At 44.4% G+C, this 16035-nt stretch carries 18 protein-coding genes and 1 pseudogene; 8 read left to right on the top strand and 11 right to left on the bottom strand.

Translation table 11 applies throughout. From position 1 onward, the window contains the following. The first annotated feature begins 78 nt into the window (after window positions 1-78). Window positions 79-1266 carry a competence protein CoiA family protein gene (locus tag CHA6605_RS08820; protein WP_015159125.1) on the top strand — a complete coding sequence of 396 codons (1188 nt, stop codon included), beginning with the start codon at window positions 79-81 and terminating at the stop codon, window positions 1264-1266. 138 nt (window positions 1267-1404) lie between these two features. Here CHA6605_RS08820 and CHA6605_RS08815 read toward each other — a convergent pair whose 3' ends face one another. The 4 genes from CHA6605_RS08815 to CHA6605_RS33920 all read right to left on the bottom strand — a co-directional run bounded on the left by CHA6605_RS08815 (window position 1405) and on the right by CHA6605_RS33920 (window position 3334). Further along, window positions 1405-2433, bottom strand: a complete 1029-nt coding sequence (locus CHA6605_RS08815; RefSeq protein WP_015159124.1) for a tyrosine-type recombinase/integrase — start codon at window positions 2431-2433, stop codon at window positions 1405-1407. 66 nt (window positions 2434-2499) lie between these two features. Beyond that, window positions 2500-2826 (bottom strand): addiction module antidote protein, encoded by a 327-nt coding sequence (locus CHA6605_RS08810; RefSeq protein ID WP_015159123.1) that lies wholly within the window; start codon window positions 2824-2826, stop codon window positions 2500-2502. Further along, window positions 2804-3157: a type II toxin-antitoxin system RelE/ParE family toxin gene (locus CHA6605_RS08805; protein ID WP_015159122.1), complete on the bottom strand. Its 354-nt coding sequence runs from the start codon at window positions 3155-3157 to the stop codon at window positions 2804-2806. The genes CHA6605_RS08810 and CHA6605_RS08805 overlap by 23 nt, the downstream gene beginning before the upstream one ends. Window positions 3158-3175: 18 nt before the next feature. Then, window positions 3176-3334: a hypothetical protein gene (locus CHA6605_RS33920; RefSeq protein ID WP_157259927.1), complete on the bottom strand. Its 159-nt coding sequence runs from the start codon at window positions 3332-3334 to the stop codon at window positions 3176-3178. Between the two features lie 899 nt (window positions 3335-4233). Here CHA6605_RS33920 and CHA6605_RS08800 point away from each other — a divergent pair. The 7 genes from CHA6605_RS08800 (at window position 4234) to CHA6605_RS32765 (ending at window position 7468) form a co-directional block, all read left to right on the top strand. Then, window positions 4234-4653, top strand: a complete 420-nt coding sequence (locus tag CHA6605_RS08800; RefSeq protein ID WP_015159121.1) for a hypothetical protein — start codon at window positions 4234-4236, stop codon at window positions 4651-4653. An 8-nt stretch (window positions 4654-4661) separates the two neighbouring features. Beyond that, window positions 4662-5141, top strand: coding sequence for a PIN domain-containing protein (locus CHA6605_RS08795; protein ID WP_015159120.1), 480 nt, complete (start codon window positions 4662-4664; stop codon window positions 5139-5141). 59 nt (window positions 5142-5200) lie between these two features. Further along, window positions 5201-5338 (top strand): hypothetical protein, encoded by a 138-nt coding sequence (locus CHA6605_RS35015; RefSeq protein ID WP_198288463.1) that lies wholly within the window; start codon window positions 5201-5203, stop codon window positions 5336-5338. Window positions 5339-5379: 41 nt separating this feature from the next. Further along, on the top strand, window positions 5380-5868 hold the full coding sequence (locus CHA6605_RS08790; protein ID WP_015159119.1) for a hypothetical protein: 489 nt from the start codon (window positions 5380-5382) through the stop codon (window positions 5866-5868). Continuing rightward, a complete protein-coding gene (locus CHA6605_RS08785; protein ID WP_015159118.1) occupies window positions 5850-6494 on the top strand; it encodes a hypothetical protein in 645 nt (214 codons plus the stop codon). Before CHA6605_RS08790 ends, CHA6605_RS08785 begins: the two co-directional genes overlap by 19 nt. 281 nt (window positions 6495-6775) lie before the next feature. Further along, window positions 6776-7291 (top strand): HNH endonuclease, encoded by a 516-nt coding sequence (locus tag CHA6605_RS31465; RefSeq protein WP_015159117.1) that lies wholly within the window; start codon window positions 6776-6778, stop codon window positions 7289-7291. Window positions 7292-7297: 6 nt separating this feature from the next. After that, window positions 7298-7468: a hypothetical protein gene (locus CHA6605_RS32765; RefSeq protein ID WP_015159116.1), complete on the top strand. Its 171-nt coding sequence runs from the start codon at window positions 7298-7300 to the stop codon at window positions 7466-7468. 58 nt (window positions 7469-7526) lie between these two features. On the opposite strand, the gene CHA6605_RS32760 is transcribed toward CHA6605_RS32765, so the two are convergent. The 7 genes and pseudogenes from CHA6605_RS32760 to CHA6605_RS08750 all read right to left on the bottom strand — a co-directional run bounded on the left by CHA6605_RS32760 (window position 7527) and on the right by CHA6605_RS08750 (window position 15901). After that, on the bottom strand, window positions 7527-7712 hold the full coding sequence (locus CHA6605_RS32760) for a DnaB-like helicase C-terminal domain-containing protein (RefSeq protein WP_198288462.1): 186 nt from the start codon (window positions 7710-7712) through the stop codon (window positions 7527-7529). A 71-nt stretch (window positions 7713-7783) separates the two neighbouring features. Continuing rightward, entirely contained in the window at window positions 7784-8818 is a 1035-nt protein-coding gene (locus CHA6605_RS08775) for a group II intron reverse transcriptase (protein WP_086936202.1), read from the bottom strand. Between the two features lie 10 nt (window positions 8819-8828). Continuing rightward, window positions 8829-10244 (bottom strand): group II intron reverse transcriptase/maturase, encoded by a 1416-nt coding sequence (gene ltrA / locus CHA6605_RS08770; RefSeq protein WP_015158729.1) that lies wholly within the window; start codon window positions 10242-10244, stop codon window positions 8829-8831. A 370-nt stretch (window positions 10245-10614) separates the two neighbouring features. Next, window positions 10615-11469 (bottom strand): annotated as a pseudogene (locus tag CHA6605_RS08765) (reverse transcriptase N-terminal domain-containing protein); the annotation flags it as partial. A 637-nt stretch (window positions 11470-12106) separates the two neighbouring features. After that, a complete protein-coding gene (gene dnaB, locus CHA6605_RS08760; protein WP_015159115.1) occupies window positions 12107-13282 on the bottom strand; it encodes a replicative DNA helicase in 1176 nt (391 codons plus the stop codon). Beyond that, a complete protein-coding gene (locus CHA6605_RS08755) occupies window positions 13275-14105 on the bottom strand; it encodes a DUF6262 family protein (RefSeq protein WP_015159114.1) in 831 nt (276 codons plus the stop codon). Before CHA6605_RS08755 ends, dnaB begins: the two co-directional genes overlap by 8 nt. Continuing rightward, window positions 14102-15901 carry a tyrosine-type recombinase/integrase gene (locus CHA6605_RS08750; protein WP_041547826.1) on the bottom strand — a complete coding sequence of 600 codons (1800 nt, stop codon included), beginning with the start codon at window positions 15899-15901 and terminating at the stop codon, window positions 14102-14104. The genes CHA6605_RS08755 and CHA6605_RS08750 overlap by 4 nt, the downstream gene beginning before the upstream one ends. Between the last annotated feature and the right edge of the window lie 134 nt (window positions 15902-16035).

The raw sequence follows: 16035 nt of genomic DNA, 5'->3' as shown, positions 1-16035 counted from the left end.
CAGCGAGGAGGATAATAGTAAATAAGAACATAAATCATTTGCACATTGCTCGAAAGGCAGGTGAAACTAGAGATGAGAATGTGGCAGTGGCTAGAATACGGCATCGACCCAGATGGCAACCTCGTACCTGTCGATCGAGTGCGTCGAGGTAAAACCGATCTAAAATGCCCATATTGCCAAGGAGGTTTAACTTCCAAAAAGGGTGAAATCAAAGCCCACCACTTCGCCCATACTGACACAACTTGTCGAGCGGTATCGTCAGGTAGAGATGTCGAACTTCCCTTATTTGACAGATTTAATTTACATTTAACACCCAGAGAATATGCAGCCTTACTTCAATTTGAGAAGAAAGGTGTAGATTCAAAATATAGATTTACACTCGAAGCCAAAGACACGATCGTCTACAATCCTCACAAAGGTAGTTATGGAGGGTGGGAACTAACTAAATTAGGGAAAGTTATTTGTCGTAAACTCTCGATGAATTTATTTGCCCAAGTCCAAGAGCCGCTAATGTATGGCAAACTTTGCGATCTTGAAGAGCGCGTCCGATTGGCTTATGAGGAAGAATCGGTCGATTATCCCGATGTCCTCATCGATCTCAAAATTTATCGCGATCGAGTTAGATCGGCATTAGCCAACCATCTTTATTATTTAAAAATTATTGCAGATGGCGAAGAATTCTATAAAATTGGCGTGACTGGGCGCACGGTATCAGAGCGGACGATCGAAATAAATGCAGATCTCAAAGGTCACTTTGAAACAGTAGCAATCGAAATATTAGGTACTTGGCTGCATCGTGGTAATTTGGAGAGATACTTTATTTATAAATACGAACGATATCTTTATCGCATCGGTTCGCATAGTGAATATTTTAAGTTAGATGAAAAGCTGAGTAAATCGGTATTGCGCGAACTCAGACGGATCGAAGCAAAGGAGATATCCAACGTCGAACGCGATCTATTAAATAGATTACCATCTCAGGTCGAGTGCGAAATTGAAGCAGTAGAACGATCGCAGCAGCGACGAGCGGCTATTAAAGTTGGCATGGCACGAGCCAAACAATGGGGCACTCATGTTGGTAGACCGAGTGGTAGTATGACAACAGATGATGATTTTCTAGCCAAGCCGTCGTCTGTTGAGATTCTGGATGCCTTAGCGCGAGGTTTGTCGATTCGAGCTACTGCTAAAGAAGTTGGGGTATCGCCTGCTACCGTGCAAAAAGTGAAGGCAGCATCGAGTGAAAAGTATATCCAAAGTGCTTTTTGAGCTAACCTTTTTTTAGTACGGTAGCAAATAGCATTTTTACCCCAAACTTGCCCCAAATCGATTGAGATTGGTGTGCTAAAAAAAGGGATCGACAAGAAGTAACCCTAGCTTGATTTATAGAAATATAATCCCCATCCTCTAATCCATCTCTCGCTCCGAAATCGCGTCAGCCAGTGTCTTCGCAGCCTTACCCTGCAATTGCTGTCGCCCATCATCATAGCGAATCAGCGTCGATAAATTCTTATGCCGACTGTGAGCCTGAGCCGAGCGCACATCCCCACCATTAAGATCTAGTAATGCCGTAATACTAGAATGTCGAATCTTGTGCGGACTCACCACCCGCTCGTTGGCTTGCCTACCGGAGGTAATCCCCGCCGCTGCCGCCAATCCCCCGACGATCTGATAGAGACGATCGACACTTATCCGTGTATCTCGACTAGAGACAAATAAAGCCGGACTTCTACTCTCACCCATACTCGCCAACCAATCAGAGATCGCTTCAACCGTAGCAGGTGCCAGATCGATCGGTTCTTTATCGATTCTCCCCTTCCCCTTGAGATAAAGCCGAGCTTCACCAGGGTGAAAATCAGCTCGATCGAGTCCACACACCTCAGCGCGCCTCAGAGCATTGTCCCAGAGCAACCGCAGCATCGCATAATCGCGCTTACCCATGACAGTGGATCGATCGATCCCATCGATTAACAACTGAAATTGGTCGATCGAGATTCCCCTAGTATCCTTATAGCTCTGCGCCTTCACCGATTTAATATCATCCAACCGAAAATTGCACAGTTTCCGCTTGTAAGCATGGACGACAAAAGAGCGCAGTGCCGCCAACCGAGCATTCACCGTCGCCGCAGCTAAACCCGCCGTCAGTAGTTGTCCGCGATAGTTTAAGACATGACCGATTGCTTCCCGTTCGGGGAGTTGTAAGAACAACTCGATCGCCCCTACAGACACCTCAGTTTCTAACTCTCGCCCAAAAAAGTCCTTCAACGCCGCTGCATACGAGCGTCTGGTAGCAGGTGAAATTTGCAGTTGGAGAAACTCGTCCCAGACCCCTGGAGCAACTGGTTTGACAGTCAACCGCTCATCTACAGCAGAGGCACCCACGAGATTTGGGGGAGTGGTGCGAACGATCTTAATTGCTGGTAGGTCGCGCGCCATCTTTATTTAAGAGTGAACTAAAATCGGGACAATTGAGCATTAGGCATCGATTGAGACGGACTATAATTAGTGTGGAGCGGGTTGCGACTGGGTAAGTTTTTGAGGTACCAAACAATAACCCATTGCTTTAACGATTGATGTGACGTTACTAAGTCGTGGATTGCCATCATCAGACAAGGCTTTTTGCAATCCCTGTCTGGTCATCCCAATTTGTGCCGCCATATCACCAATACCCCGCACACGAGCCAGGACACGCAATGAGGCAAGCAATACTCCAGTGTCATTATCTTCGGCAAAGTCTTGGAAAATTTCTGTTAGATAATCATCGATTTCTTCAGGATGGTTGCGGAAATAGCCTTCTGTCACTTCATCAAGGGTTCTCAGTTTTCGCATTAGTTTGGTACTCCTGCCAATAAGCTTTAGCATTTTCTATGTCGCGGTCTTGGCTATCTTTGTCTCCACCACACAGGATAATGACAATGTTGCCTGAATCTTCACCGAAATACACCCGATATCCAGGGCCGAAGAACAGACGTAATTCGGACAACCCCTCCCCGATTGGCTCGACATCTCCATAGTTACCCTGCTGAACTCGAAACAGGCGTTTGATAATTCGCCGCCTACCTTGAGTATCGCGCAGAGCGTCGAGCCAGACTTGAAACGGTTCGTTTCCGTCGGCATCTGCGTAAAAGATAATTTGTTTAGGTTCTACGATCCGTGTCACAGTCCGAACCTTCCTTAATTATAAATCATAGCCAACTATAGTTGGCATCAACATAAAGGTCAAGATAATTTCCGCCCCCGCCGGAATAGGTAAACCCTTACGGGTTTTCCCCTCCACAGTACCGAGCTTGCAAATTTCTAAGCACTCGGCTCCTGCTGTATCATCTACTTTCTTCAAGTTATACTTCTCTTACATAATGGGTCGAATCACTATGTCCAATGCGGGCTTTCAGGATTTTATAATTGGGCTTCCATCCTTAGATTCCCGCCCTCCGCCGTTGACGAATACCCTTCGTCTCTAACATGTGGAGGGGTGAAGATTTTCTGGTTGAAGATTTCAATAACGTTTCAGCCTCTTCTACGTCTGCTCCCCTTTCGGGTACGGGATGCCCCTTATCCTGTGAGTTATGAATTCCTCTGAGCTTTCGCTCTACAGGCTTTAGCTTTTTAGAAGAGTCCCTTCTCTCCAAGGAATTGGTACGTCTCACGACTTCCCTACAGTAATTAATACTGACCTTGTAGAGGTTTACACGTTCCGCAGTATTTAGATGTGTCTGGGTTAGGTTCCTGATGTCATCCGGTGGCGAACGGTATCATCACACTGACGGGAAAAAGTCAGTTGTCGTAAATGCCACTTACCTTTTGGTTTGAGCCTATCAGCCTGATTTGGCTCATCGGGAAATGACGGACGTTACTCAGATTCGCTTTCGCTAACCTTACCAGACTTAGACTTGCCTTCGTACCAGTTTAGGCTACCAGTGCGATTAGGCTTTCCCCTCTAGCTGTGAAACATCCCCATTGCTGTTGATGCTCCTTCAGGGTGTCCATACCTTTTGATACTAAGGTAGAAGCTTTACGCTTCACTAAATATCTTCGACCTCGTGTCGCAATTTCCCCTTTCCCCTTTAACCCTTCCCCCACACCCCACCAGTTACTCAAGATTACATTACTACAAATTCATGATAAGGGACATTATCGTGCATCCGATACACATCCGACAAAATTGGCCACTCGATCGGGTCGTGATATAATATTACAGATGCAGTGCATCGATTGCCACGACCATTCGGAGGTTTTATGACCATCGCTCAAAATCATCCTCAGCCGTTACTCATCGATCTAAATAATACCGATCTCCAGCTTTCGCCCGAACAGTTCGAGCGGTTGCGAATGAGTAATCCCGATCTCCACCTAGAATTAACTGAGGACGGAAAACTGATTGCTTTCCCCTCTTCAAGTGTCGCCGAGCAAGTTGAAGCATCTGAGGTGGAAGAAGTCCCATCACCAGAGCGAGATCCAATTTCTCAGTCAACATCGTCAGGAAAATATCGGTTTCCCGAACTAACCCCAACGGAAATTGCTCGACGAGTTGCTGCTTTTGAACGTTTCCAAGAACGTCAGCGTCAACGATGGGAGAGTTTGACTCCAGAAGAACGAGTGGAACACGACCGACAATTCGAGGCGTTGTATAAATCTCTCGAAGAATCGCGGAGATAATTCAAGTAATGATTGTGTTCCTAGATACTAATATTCTTGGATTAATTTCCAATGAAAATATTAATTTTAATGAAGGGCAACAATGTCAGAAATGGTTTAGTAAGTTATTAACGAGAAGTGTTTATTTTATTACTTCAGATGTTTGCGATTATGAAGTGAGGAGGGGATTGATAAGTTCATCGATGATCGAGGGGGAGATTGCTCCAGGTATCGGCTCATTAGATGCTCTCAAGAGCGATGGGTTGCTAGAATTTTTACCCGTTTCTACCAAAGCTTTCGAGTTAGCAGCCGATCTTTGGGCGAGAGCATCTACCAGTGGGCAAACTACTAGAGATCGGAAGGATATTGACTTTGATATTATTATTTCCGCTCAATACCAACTACTCAAGGATGAGTATCCAGGACAACAAGTTATTGTGGCGACAACAAATTTAAAGCATCTATCTCTATTTTGTGAGGCGGCACAGTGGCGAGATATTAATTTATAGTTTTGGATCTGTGTGAATCGAAGACCAGCAAGCAATGTGTTTTTGTGGAGGAGTAAATAATGAGCGAACAAGATATCCTAGAGCAACTTGAAGTTTGTTGCCCAGTGTGTGGTAGCAACAGTTTTAGTCATGATGAAACAAATGGCATCAGTTGCGATGAGTGCGATTATATGGAGCTAGAAAATGACAATATTTAAATGTGAAATCAGAGCGTAGCCAGAGCTAGGTGTGAGTTAAGATGCCGAAAAAAGTCGGTCATAACTGTTTTCAATGCTCGAAATTGAGTACCACCGAGGCTGGGGCTAAACCTTGTTGGGATGCGATACGATGTCCAAATCGACGGCATTATCAACGCAATAAGGCGCGGATTAGCCAGCAACGCAAGCAAAGTCGTCCGGTAGAGTCGGCTGGTAATGTACTTCGGACGATCGCCATCGAGCCACCGATCGGTACGTCTGTTAGCATTATCTTCTATCGAGAGCGGCAGGATGCGCCAGTTCATGCGATCGCGGCTGAGGTTTGGCAGGGGACGGAGAAAGTGTTGAAGGTGGAGCCGATGCACTGCATGGGTTTATCTCCGGCTCAAGTAGTTGGGGTGATGACTGAGATCTTACAGGCTTGTTCGAGTGAGTTGGGGGTGGAGTTGACTAAGTTCGCGTCGAAAGTAGAGTTGCATCCCAGCCAATGTCCCATTAGTTCTTGTCCGCAATGCCACCACAACAATTAGAGTTAGATTTGTGGCAAATCCTGGCGGTCGCTCAAGCAGAACCAGCGACGGTCGGTTTTATCGAGCTGTGCGGTCGTTTAGATGGGTTGAATCTGGTTGATGGGGCGCGGGCGGTTGGGGAAATTGCAGAGATTTATCGATCGCGTGCGGAGACGATTCTCGCGGAGATTGCAACGGCTTATTTACCAGCGAAGGAGCCAGTTCTACCAGATGAATTATGGGCACATCTGTATCGCCAGACTTTCATTTTACGGGACGAGCATCTGTATCTGGAGGTGGAACAAGATTATCCGCATGAGCGGCAGTCGGTAATTAAGTTGGGGGTGGAGGCGGATGAGGTGGCGACTGAGGCGATGATGAGAGCGGCGGTGATAGGAAATGCTCATGAAGAGGAGATCGAGCTGTGGGCGAGTCGGATTCGAGGGGTGATGGTGGAATGTGGGGAGATGTTGTTAGTGGAGTTGCAGCAGAAGTCAGGTTTGAATCTGGTAGATTTATGGTTGGGGTTGTTATTAGGGAATACTGGCTGTTCGATTCACCGCCAGTTGAGTAGTGAGATAGAATTTAGTATTGATTTCTACGATCAAGCAGGGATTTGGATCGTGGAGTATCGAGCGAATGTTTAGCGATCAATTTTCATCTCAACTTTAAATCGAGCGGGTTTAAAGGCAGCGTGCGGTAGACACAGATGCGTCGTCTAACTTTAGCCCTAGCTGGTTGGCATTATCGATTTACATCTAAAATTCGGGAATTATAAGTGTAACTATGACAATATTTTCTCCTTCGAGATTTTGTGATGATGCCAGAAAATAAACGTGTTGTTGCAGATCGAGCGAGATCGGTCATTTGCACGAAAAGACCCATAATCTCAATGCCAATTGCAGATGTTCTAGAGTAATTTCAAACAATGGTATTGACTTCAGATTACCCAGACAATTGGGCGCAAATTGCAACGGCGATTAAACAAGCAGCGGGGTATCGTTGCGATCGTTGTGGGTTGAAGTGTTTGCCGCCTGCTCGCAGTTATCGTCATTTGGATCGCTCTTTGCGGCGGAGACTTTCGGCTCAAGTCCATCACGTCGATCGCAATCCGGCTCACAATGACAGAGCTAATTTGGTATGCGTGTGTGCGGGTTGTCATCTGCGGTTGCATCGTCACCACCCCAAACCGACTCCGGGGCAGTTAGCGTTGAAGTTGAAGCTACCAAAGGTTCGTCGTTCGCGCCAAAAGGATAGAAATTTTCAATTGACGCTAGCCGATTTAATCGATCGATTGCCACAATTACCGAGCGGATTATCTCGGCAACTGGAATTGGATTTGGACGACCGCTTTCTTGGGGATGTTTTGGCTTCAGATGTTAGTGGAGCATTAGAGTATAGCGATCTTCAAGGCGATCCGGGTGCTCCAATTGCAACGGATTAGACGCAGATGAAGATTCGTGGAGATCGCGTACCCGGTCGGAGCGGTACTCTTTGCCAACGCACCAAGAAGAAAAAGCTACAGAACGGACAGATTCAGGAATATCCATTGGTAAGTGTCGAACGTGACGTTCACAACATATTGCATTGGTTGTGGCATTATCAGCCACTAAAAGGCTGAAAAGCTTTTATTGTAATGACTTTATCATTGTTTATGTATTCCACAATGAGCCTTGATTTCAATCCGCAACATTAGAAAATCTACCAATGCTAGGGTCGAATTTAACCTTGCAAGTGCCCACACTTCCATTCCGATTCTTACTGACGATAATCTCCATCACCCCTAGTTCCAAACTATCTGAATTGTAATATTCATCCCGATATAGCAATAATCCCAAAATTAAAGTCAGTGAAGGTGTCACCACCCCCACTGCTCTCCAAAACCGTGCTTGCGCCTTTTAACGCACACGGCTCCTCAGTAAAACGGTTGTTGTCATCAATGCGTCATTACCAACATATCGTCTTGCCAGAACCAAGATTCAGGTTTAACTGGTGGCTTAGGCTCAACACTATTACAGTTGGATTTTGTGCCAGAACTGCCATCATTGACAGTTTTTGTGTCGTGACAATGCCGATGAAGTAATTGCCAATTTTCATATTTATCCTTTCCACCTTTCGATTTAGGGATGATGTGGTCAACTTCTAGCGAATCTCCATCTTTGAAGTAGTTCTTGCAATGAGCACACTTTCCCTTTTGTGTTTTCAGTAGATTTCCCACTTTAGTAGACACTTCAGGATGTTTACCCATTCTTGAACTCCAATAAACCCAATCTCCGTCATAAGGTGAGGAATTGCCTTTAACTTTGACATGTCGTTTGATTTCAATCGAATCATGCCGCACTAACTTGATTAGGTTGTTTCCTTCTAGGGTCGCAAATAACCAATTATTATTGTTAATACTTTTAAAGTATTTATGGCGAATCCATTTCTTACCTTTATTTGGATGACGGTGACTACCCCATTTAAAAAGTTTAAGAAAGACCAAAGAATAAATTTTACCGAAGACTTCCTTACTGTTGACTGTGCAGAAGTAATTACACCAACCTCTCACGATCGGATTGAGACTATTGATTAGCCGAGATTGGCTTAATCCTCTTCGCTTATTTATTTCTTCTTTTAGCTTTTTATAGTGTCTTTTTTGACTTTCTATACTGGGTCTGATAATAGTTTTATATCCCAATAACTTACCATTAGAGCTTTTTCCAGATGAATATTTTCCAACAGAAAATTGTCGGATGTTAAAGCCAAGGAAATTAAACCCTGCTTTTTCTCCATCTAAATCACTTAGACAGTGGGCAATTCTAGTTTTACTGGGTTTTAATTCCAATCCAATGTCACTTAACCATTCTTCTACTTCTTTTTTACACTGATTAATAACTTTCAAATCTTCGTGAAGAATAACAAGTAGAGTCGCCCAGAGGAACCACCCCTCCAGGCGCTCGCAGAACCGGACGTGAACGTCTCCGCTCATCCGGCTCCTATTATCCAGCCGCCATATACAGCAATCCCCAGTGAGCAAACAGGTTCGGCTGTTTTCGCGCTATGCGTCTCAACCATTGTGCTGCCTGCCGCCGATGATTCCGTAGACGTTTGTATTTCCGCGTCGCCCACATGACTAGGCGACGTTCCAAGCATTTTAGGGTCGGGTATAGGGCTGACTTGTAGTAGCGACCATAGTAGTTAATCCAACCTCTAATGACTGGATTAAACATCCTGGCCAGGTCTTCTAACTTTTTATCGCTCCTTAATTGCCAGTCCCACTGGCGCGATGTCTTCCGAATCGCCTTAGCTGCCTGATTACTAATCGCTGGAGTAAAGTTGATGAAGTGTTTTCCCCATCGATTCTTTGACCTGCGAGGTCTAAATGTATACCCCAAAAAGTCAAAGCTGGTGAGGGGATATTCTTCCCGTCGGTCATCATCCTTGCAATAGACTATATTCGTCTTTTCTGGATGAAGTTCCAACCCAACTTCCTTCATGCGCTCATTTAGGTCTTGCTTCAGCTTTTGCGCCTGGGCTTCGCTCTTACAGTGACACACCGCATCATCCGCATACCGCTCAAATTGAATGTCCGGATTTTTCCGCTCCATCCACTTGTCGAATGCGTAATGCAAAAACAGATTCGCCAGCAATGGACTGGCAACTCCGCCTTGCGGTAGCCCTTTGTCTGGAAGTTGTTTGGTGCCATCTGGCATCTGAATCGGTGACTTTAGCCAGCGTTCGATGTACAGAATTACCCATTTCTCTTCCGTATGTACGCGCACCGCCCGCATCATCAGCTCATGGTCGATGTTATCGAAAAAGCCTTTGATGTCTAGCTCTAGCACCCAGTTGCTTTTCCAGCAACGTTTTCGCGCCATTCCCACCGCATCTAATGCCGATTTTCCCGGTCGATAGCCATATGAATCTGGATGGAAGTGTTTTTCCAATTCCGGTTCCAATAAATCTTTGGCTACCATCTGGGCTACCCGATCTGACACAGTCGGAATTCCCAATGGCCTCATCCTGCCGTCTCCTTTTGGTATTTCTACCCGTAGAACCGGGGATGGAAAGTAGCTGCCAGATGTCATCCGATTCCATAATTTGTAGAGGTTATCCGACAGATTCTCTTCAAACTTTTCGATCGTCTGTCCATCTACTCCAGCCGCTCCCTTGTTGGCTTTGACCCGTTTATATGCTTCCCAAACTTGGCGTTTGGTGATACTCAACGGCTTTGCTTGTTCCATTTGAATCCTCCCGATTTCCGGTTGTTCGATTTTTCCAAGCTGGACAATGCTTCCCCTTCGCTCCCATCCCATTACAGGATGTTCTTCGCTACTACGGGTCGCTCCGCCCCTGCCACCTGCATCGGTACTCTCACACTTATGGGGCTTCCACTTGTGTTTCTCCCTTATCATCAGGATGGCAGGTTCCCACGTTCCACATCAGAGCCTAGATCGAGTTCACGCCGTCTTCATGCCGGAGGCCATCTGGCCAGTAATCAGGTTGCTGCCAGACTAATCCCGAAGTAACGACTACCCCTCGGTTTTGACCTCATTCCTATGCTTTCGACACTTCATCAACGGTTCACTCGCGTTCGTCTCCTCGATCCTTACCTGACAGAGTCTTGCTCTGCCTTTTCCGTAACGCTCACCACCTCGGCTCTTTACCGATGCAGCTTACGGTGGTTTGAAGCCTCCACCTGAATGGCGGCTCCGAGGGGCCTTCCCTCATCTCTTATGCAGCATAGCTGCCAGGAGGACTTCGTCCTCCTATGCGCCTTCGTGGCACACAGTCATCAGCATATCTTACACAGCAAATCGATTTTAATTTATCCCTGACAGGCAATTGATTACCATTGGGACGCTTCATATCGAATTTTGGGGCTAATCCCATTATCAATTCCTCAAGTCCATGTAAGGCTATATTTGCCAAAAGTGGGCTAAGAACTCCACCTTGGGGGGTACCTTCATTTGTAGGGAACAGCTTCTTTCCATCCATGACACCAGCTTTTAGCCAAGCTCGGATTTGTTTCCGTAAGGTCGGGAAGGTATTTAGTTTTGATAGAAGTTTATTGTGGTTAATGCGGTCAAAACATTTACTGATGTCAGCATCTAAAACATACTTTGATTTTTTAGAAATTGACGAAAAGATTGCTTCAATTGCATCGTGACACGAACGTCCAGGGCGAAAGCCATAGCTATTTGGTTCAAATTTCGATTCCCATTCAGGTTCGAGAACCATTTTTACTACTGCTTGCAAGGCGCGGTCTTCCATTGTCGGTATGCCTAAAGGTCTTTCTTCGCTGGTTCCAGGTTTGGGAATCCAAACACGGCGCGTAGGTTTTGCTTTAGTACCCAGTTTGATTTTATCTACCAAGATGAGACGTTGCTTTGGAGTTAGGGATTTGACCCCATCTACACCCGCCGTCTTCCGGCCTTGGTTATCCTGAGTTACACGACGAACCGCTAACAATCTTGCCGACCGTGAACTTATCAAAAGTTTCTGAAGTCTGCGAACTAACTTGACATTGCCACGATTAGACGCTTGGAAAATCCGCTTTTGTAACTTGAAAACTCTACGTTCTAGCTTGCGCCAGTTGATTTCGTTCCATCTATACATCGGACTAATTGCCGTGTTCATAGCATATTTATTACTACTTGTAGCTTTTCCTTCCGTGATACCGTGTGTACGTCTGCATATCCTGTCAATTACGACAGGCGTTAGCTTCTTACACAATCTCTCCCACCAGATACCTACAAAATTGCAGAGTTTACGTCTTAGCTGACTGCTTGGAGTATTCGACCTCTCCAAGAGTAATCTGATGGATTACTTCGTTCCATACAACCATTGTTTTGTGACCTGTAGGATGACACCTTTTCATCGAGTTTTAGGGTAACGCATGGTATATAAGATGGAACCTTTATACCACCCTGTTCTACGCCCTTTTGGGACTCCCAGCGCATACAGCCTTATTTCGCTGGTTACAGGTAACGATGATTCAGATAGTGTCTTAGCAATTGTTATCCATAGTCACCTACTCACAGGATACTAATTTAGGCTATTAGTATCTTTTTGCTTTTACCCCTGCTTTATAGATTGATGGCTAGTCTCTGCTATAAGGGATAGGTTTTCACTTCTGCGTCTGAAGGATAGGATTTGTGGGTTCTAGGGTACTTTCACTCACCTATAAGGTTGTATAGTTATCATCGGTTGGGGATTAAAGTGCGAACTCAATCCGAAGGATTACCCAAACCAATGTCGCTCATCCCCTGATTGTTCAGTTTAGAGCGAACGAATCGCACTCCATATCCTGCTCGATGTCCCCCGAATCTTTAATATCAGCTATTCCAGGACGCTTATTACTCTGACTCTCCACTCCACGGTTGATCTGAGCCAACGCCACAAAGGGGACATCAAACTCCTTCGCTATATCCTTGAACGCCCCAGAGAACTTGCCCACAGCTTGCGCTCTATTCCCCGCAGCTCTGTCACCCAGCTTTTGAATATAATCTAGCACCACCAACCCCAATTCGCCCCGCTCGTGGCGGATTTTCCGCAGTACAGAGCGAATCTTTGTGGGGGTCAAAGCATAAGCTGGAGTATCGTCAATGATGATGGGAAGTTCACCCAATGTACCCAAAGCTTGCTTTAGAGTTTCATACTCATCTGCATAGATTGTATTGTGAATCAACCGATGAGAATCAATGCCAGAGTGCATCGATAACAGCCGCTTCGTTAACTGTTCGCTAGACATCTCCGCACTGAAGAAAACGACTGGCTTGTTTTGAGTAGTCGCAATATGATTCGTCAAATGACAAGCCAACCAAGTTTTACCCATACTCGCTCTAGCAGCAACAATGATTAGATCCTGCTTAATCAAACCGCCAATCAAAGTGTCTAAATTATCCAATCCAGTAGGATATGCAGGTTCGCTTCCCTGTGAGATTTTGGTGAAGACAGCAGCCAGACAATCACCAATAACTTTGGGTTTAAACTGGTCTTGTTTATTGGTGGTCAGGTTAAATATCTTCTGTTCTGACTGGTCGAACACCGATTCTAGTTCGATAGTCGTATCGTGTCCTAGCTTCACCAGCTCGTGACCCGCTGCAATTAATTCGCGCCGCTTGTACTTATCAACTACCAATGATGCAAGATGGTCGATATTAACGGCTGAAACTGTCCGTTCTAATAGCTGAATTAATTTTGCCTCACCGCCTACCTGTTTGAGTAGTTTCTGGTTAGATAACCATGTCTTTATGCTCAATAAGTCGGTGGGTTTGTCTTGATGATAAAGATCTAAAGCTGCTCGGTAAATAGTAGAGTGAGCAGTAATATAGAAAACTTCAGGAGTTAGCAAGTCAATAACTCGACCCATAGCTGACGGATCTAGCAGAATACCACCTAAGATATTCTCTTCTACTTCGATATTGTTGGGTGGAATGGGATCATTCATCTTTCTGTTTGAAAATAGTACTGAGTTCTTGAAGTTTGTCGAAGCTGATTAATTCTTTAGTTGGTCTTTCGCTAGTTGTAACTATTTGATACTCCGGTTTAGCTGACTGTTGTGGGATTAGTTCTGGTTTAGTCCAACCTTCTCTAATAGCTTTGTTTAACCAGCCACCAGGATTAGGAATATCCTTTTTGCTGAGTTGATCTTTGAGTGCTGCTATTGCAGCTAAGACAGTCGATTCAGTAGCAGCTTTAATTGTCTTATTTAGAGTCGGATTTAAACCGATGTCTAGAGAATCTAGTTCGGATTGAATCTGTTCGTCAATCGTAGATTTTCTCTTGCTTGATATTGGTGTGACTTTGCTATCTGTTTGTTCGCCTTTTAATTTACCGTGTAGATCTTCGATAATCTGCTGCTGCCTTTCGACTTGCTCCTGGAGGTAATGGACTCGGTAGACTTGACCAGCAAGTGCTTCATTCTTACGCTTGAGTTCTTTATTTTCGTTCTCTAGTTGTTGAATTTTCTCCTTCAGACGGGCAATGATTTTACCCGTAGAAGATGAGTTCGGTTGTGCAACTGGTGAAGTCGGGAATGACCGTTGTTTATTTCTAACTTCGGCGATGCGTTGCTTAATCTCTGGATATTTATAGAGATAAGATACACTGACATTAGCCTCCTTTGCGACGGTGGTAAAGTTAATCTTGCCATCAATCTTTTGTAAACGTTCGATAGCTTTAAAAACTCGACCTGCTGAATCCTCCTTACGGGCTGCTTGAACTTGTTGAAGATTATCGACTCTAGCTTGTTTGGTATCTGAATTGCTCATGCTGCCCCCTGTTGCAAACTAGCAATGATTTTGTCAAGTTGTTCTGCTTGTCTGCCGAATTGCTCGACCAGTACTTCCTGCCCTACTGACATAGCTTTAATTAATTTTGCTCGAAGCTCGTTAAGTGTGTTGATGTATTGGGGGAGTTTTTCAATAGTAGCGACAAAGCACTCACAGGTATAACAAGCTCTAGATTTATGACAGTCTTGGTTAAGCGGTAGACCACAATAACCATAGATAGGTGTATTAACATGGGTTTGGGTTAGTTCGAGTTTGTGGGAAATGGGGGTTTCCCAAAAAGACTTAGGAAATGATTCATAGAGAATACGATGACCGTTACTGTTAACAAGTGCTTTCTGGATATGTCCAGTTTCCTTCTCTATCAGGTTGCAACTGACTTCGGTATAGTGGGTAGCGGTAGTAGCAAATTGTTTATGACCTGCCCAGGCACTAACTACTGCTAAATCGTGCCCTTGTGCGAATAGTTCGGTTAAGCGAGTGGATCTGAGTAATTTTGATTGAAACTTGGCTAATAGACCATTTTCATCGCGGATATCGAGGACTGTAATTAGAGTGCGAATACCAACTGATAAGGGATGATTTGCATGAATTGGTAAAACTTTCGTAACTGGTTCTAGTTGAGGTTGGGATACGTCAGTCTTTGATAAATTGTGATAGTGACAAAATAGGTAATCCCATTTATCGCCCCAAAGATTTTGAATATACTCCTGTTGATCTTGGACTACTTTAGCAACAGTTCTACTAATCGGTATTTCATGATAGTCATCAGTCTTTTTTCGATGCCAGATTAATTTCCAATGTTGTCCTTCTCGAACTAGACAATCTCGTTTGAGCAAGGCTAGTTCTGAAGGACGCATAGCAGAAAAGTAACCTATCAACCACATTCGAGCAATCGGATCTGGTAATAAATGTAAATTCTGTTCTACTTGCTCCCTTACCTGGTCTGATATCGGGTCGGGATTGGATTGATACTGTTTTGGATAGTCGGCATCGCGGATGATGTCTTGGTCGATATCAAACCAACCTTTAGTCGTTCCGATGGTGAATAGTTTTCGCAATCCACTTAGTTTAAGTTTATTAACCTTCTGTTCTCGAACTAGATAATCAAGGATAAGGCTACGATTGATTTCATCAAAACTAGATATGTTTTCTCTAACTAAATAGCGAGAGAACCGTCTGAGTGTAGACAGATCTTGCTGGATTGTGCTTAGAGATCTACCAGTCTTACAAAGATGCTTAACATATTTTTTAACTTCAACTTTAAACCAAACTGGATGAATATTAGCAAAGTTGGCTAGATGTATTCCTCGATCTCGGTCATCAAAATTAGGGTTAATCGTTCTCAAATCCCATTGCTCATCTTTCCAGTCAAATGATTTTATTGCTGAACTAGTGTTGTCGCTATAATGACTAACATTCACATTACTCAAAATCAGTGAGTCAAGTTGACGATGCTTGCAGCTTTTACATTGAAATCTCTTTTTACCAAACCTGATGCCAGTTAGATAAATATCTTCAGCTTGGCATTTAGGACAAATGAAGCCTCCAATTCGATGATTGGTGTACCAATTAACTCCGGGATTGAGAGGATCTTCTATTTTAATTATGCTGATTTCACATGACTCTTCTTGTTTCTTTTTACAAGTAGGACAACCAAAGTGCCTTTTACCAGATTTTTTACGTATTCCTCTAGCTGAAATACCTGGAGCATCACATTCTGGACAAATAAATTCACCGTGGTAATCCCGCTCCCAATCGATATATTCATCCTTCATTCGAGATTCCAAGTATCTCGAACGGCTACTTAATTGGACTGAACTAATGATTGTATTTCGACATTGCGAACAAAAAAGCTTTTTACTGCCTCTGTAATTTCCTTTTAACTTTAGTGGCAAGTAAGAGCATCTTG

Origin of the sequence: Chamaesiphon minutus PCC 6605, from assembly GCF_000317145.1 — a bacterium.
GTDB classification, from domain to species: Bacteria; Cyanobacteriota; Cyanobacteriia; order Cyanobacteriales; family Chamaesiphonaceae; genus Chamaesiphon; species Chamaesiphon minutus.
This window is presented reverse-complemented; position numbering and strand designations above follow the sequence as displayed.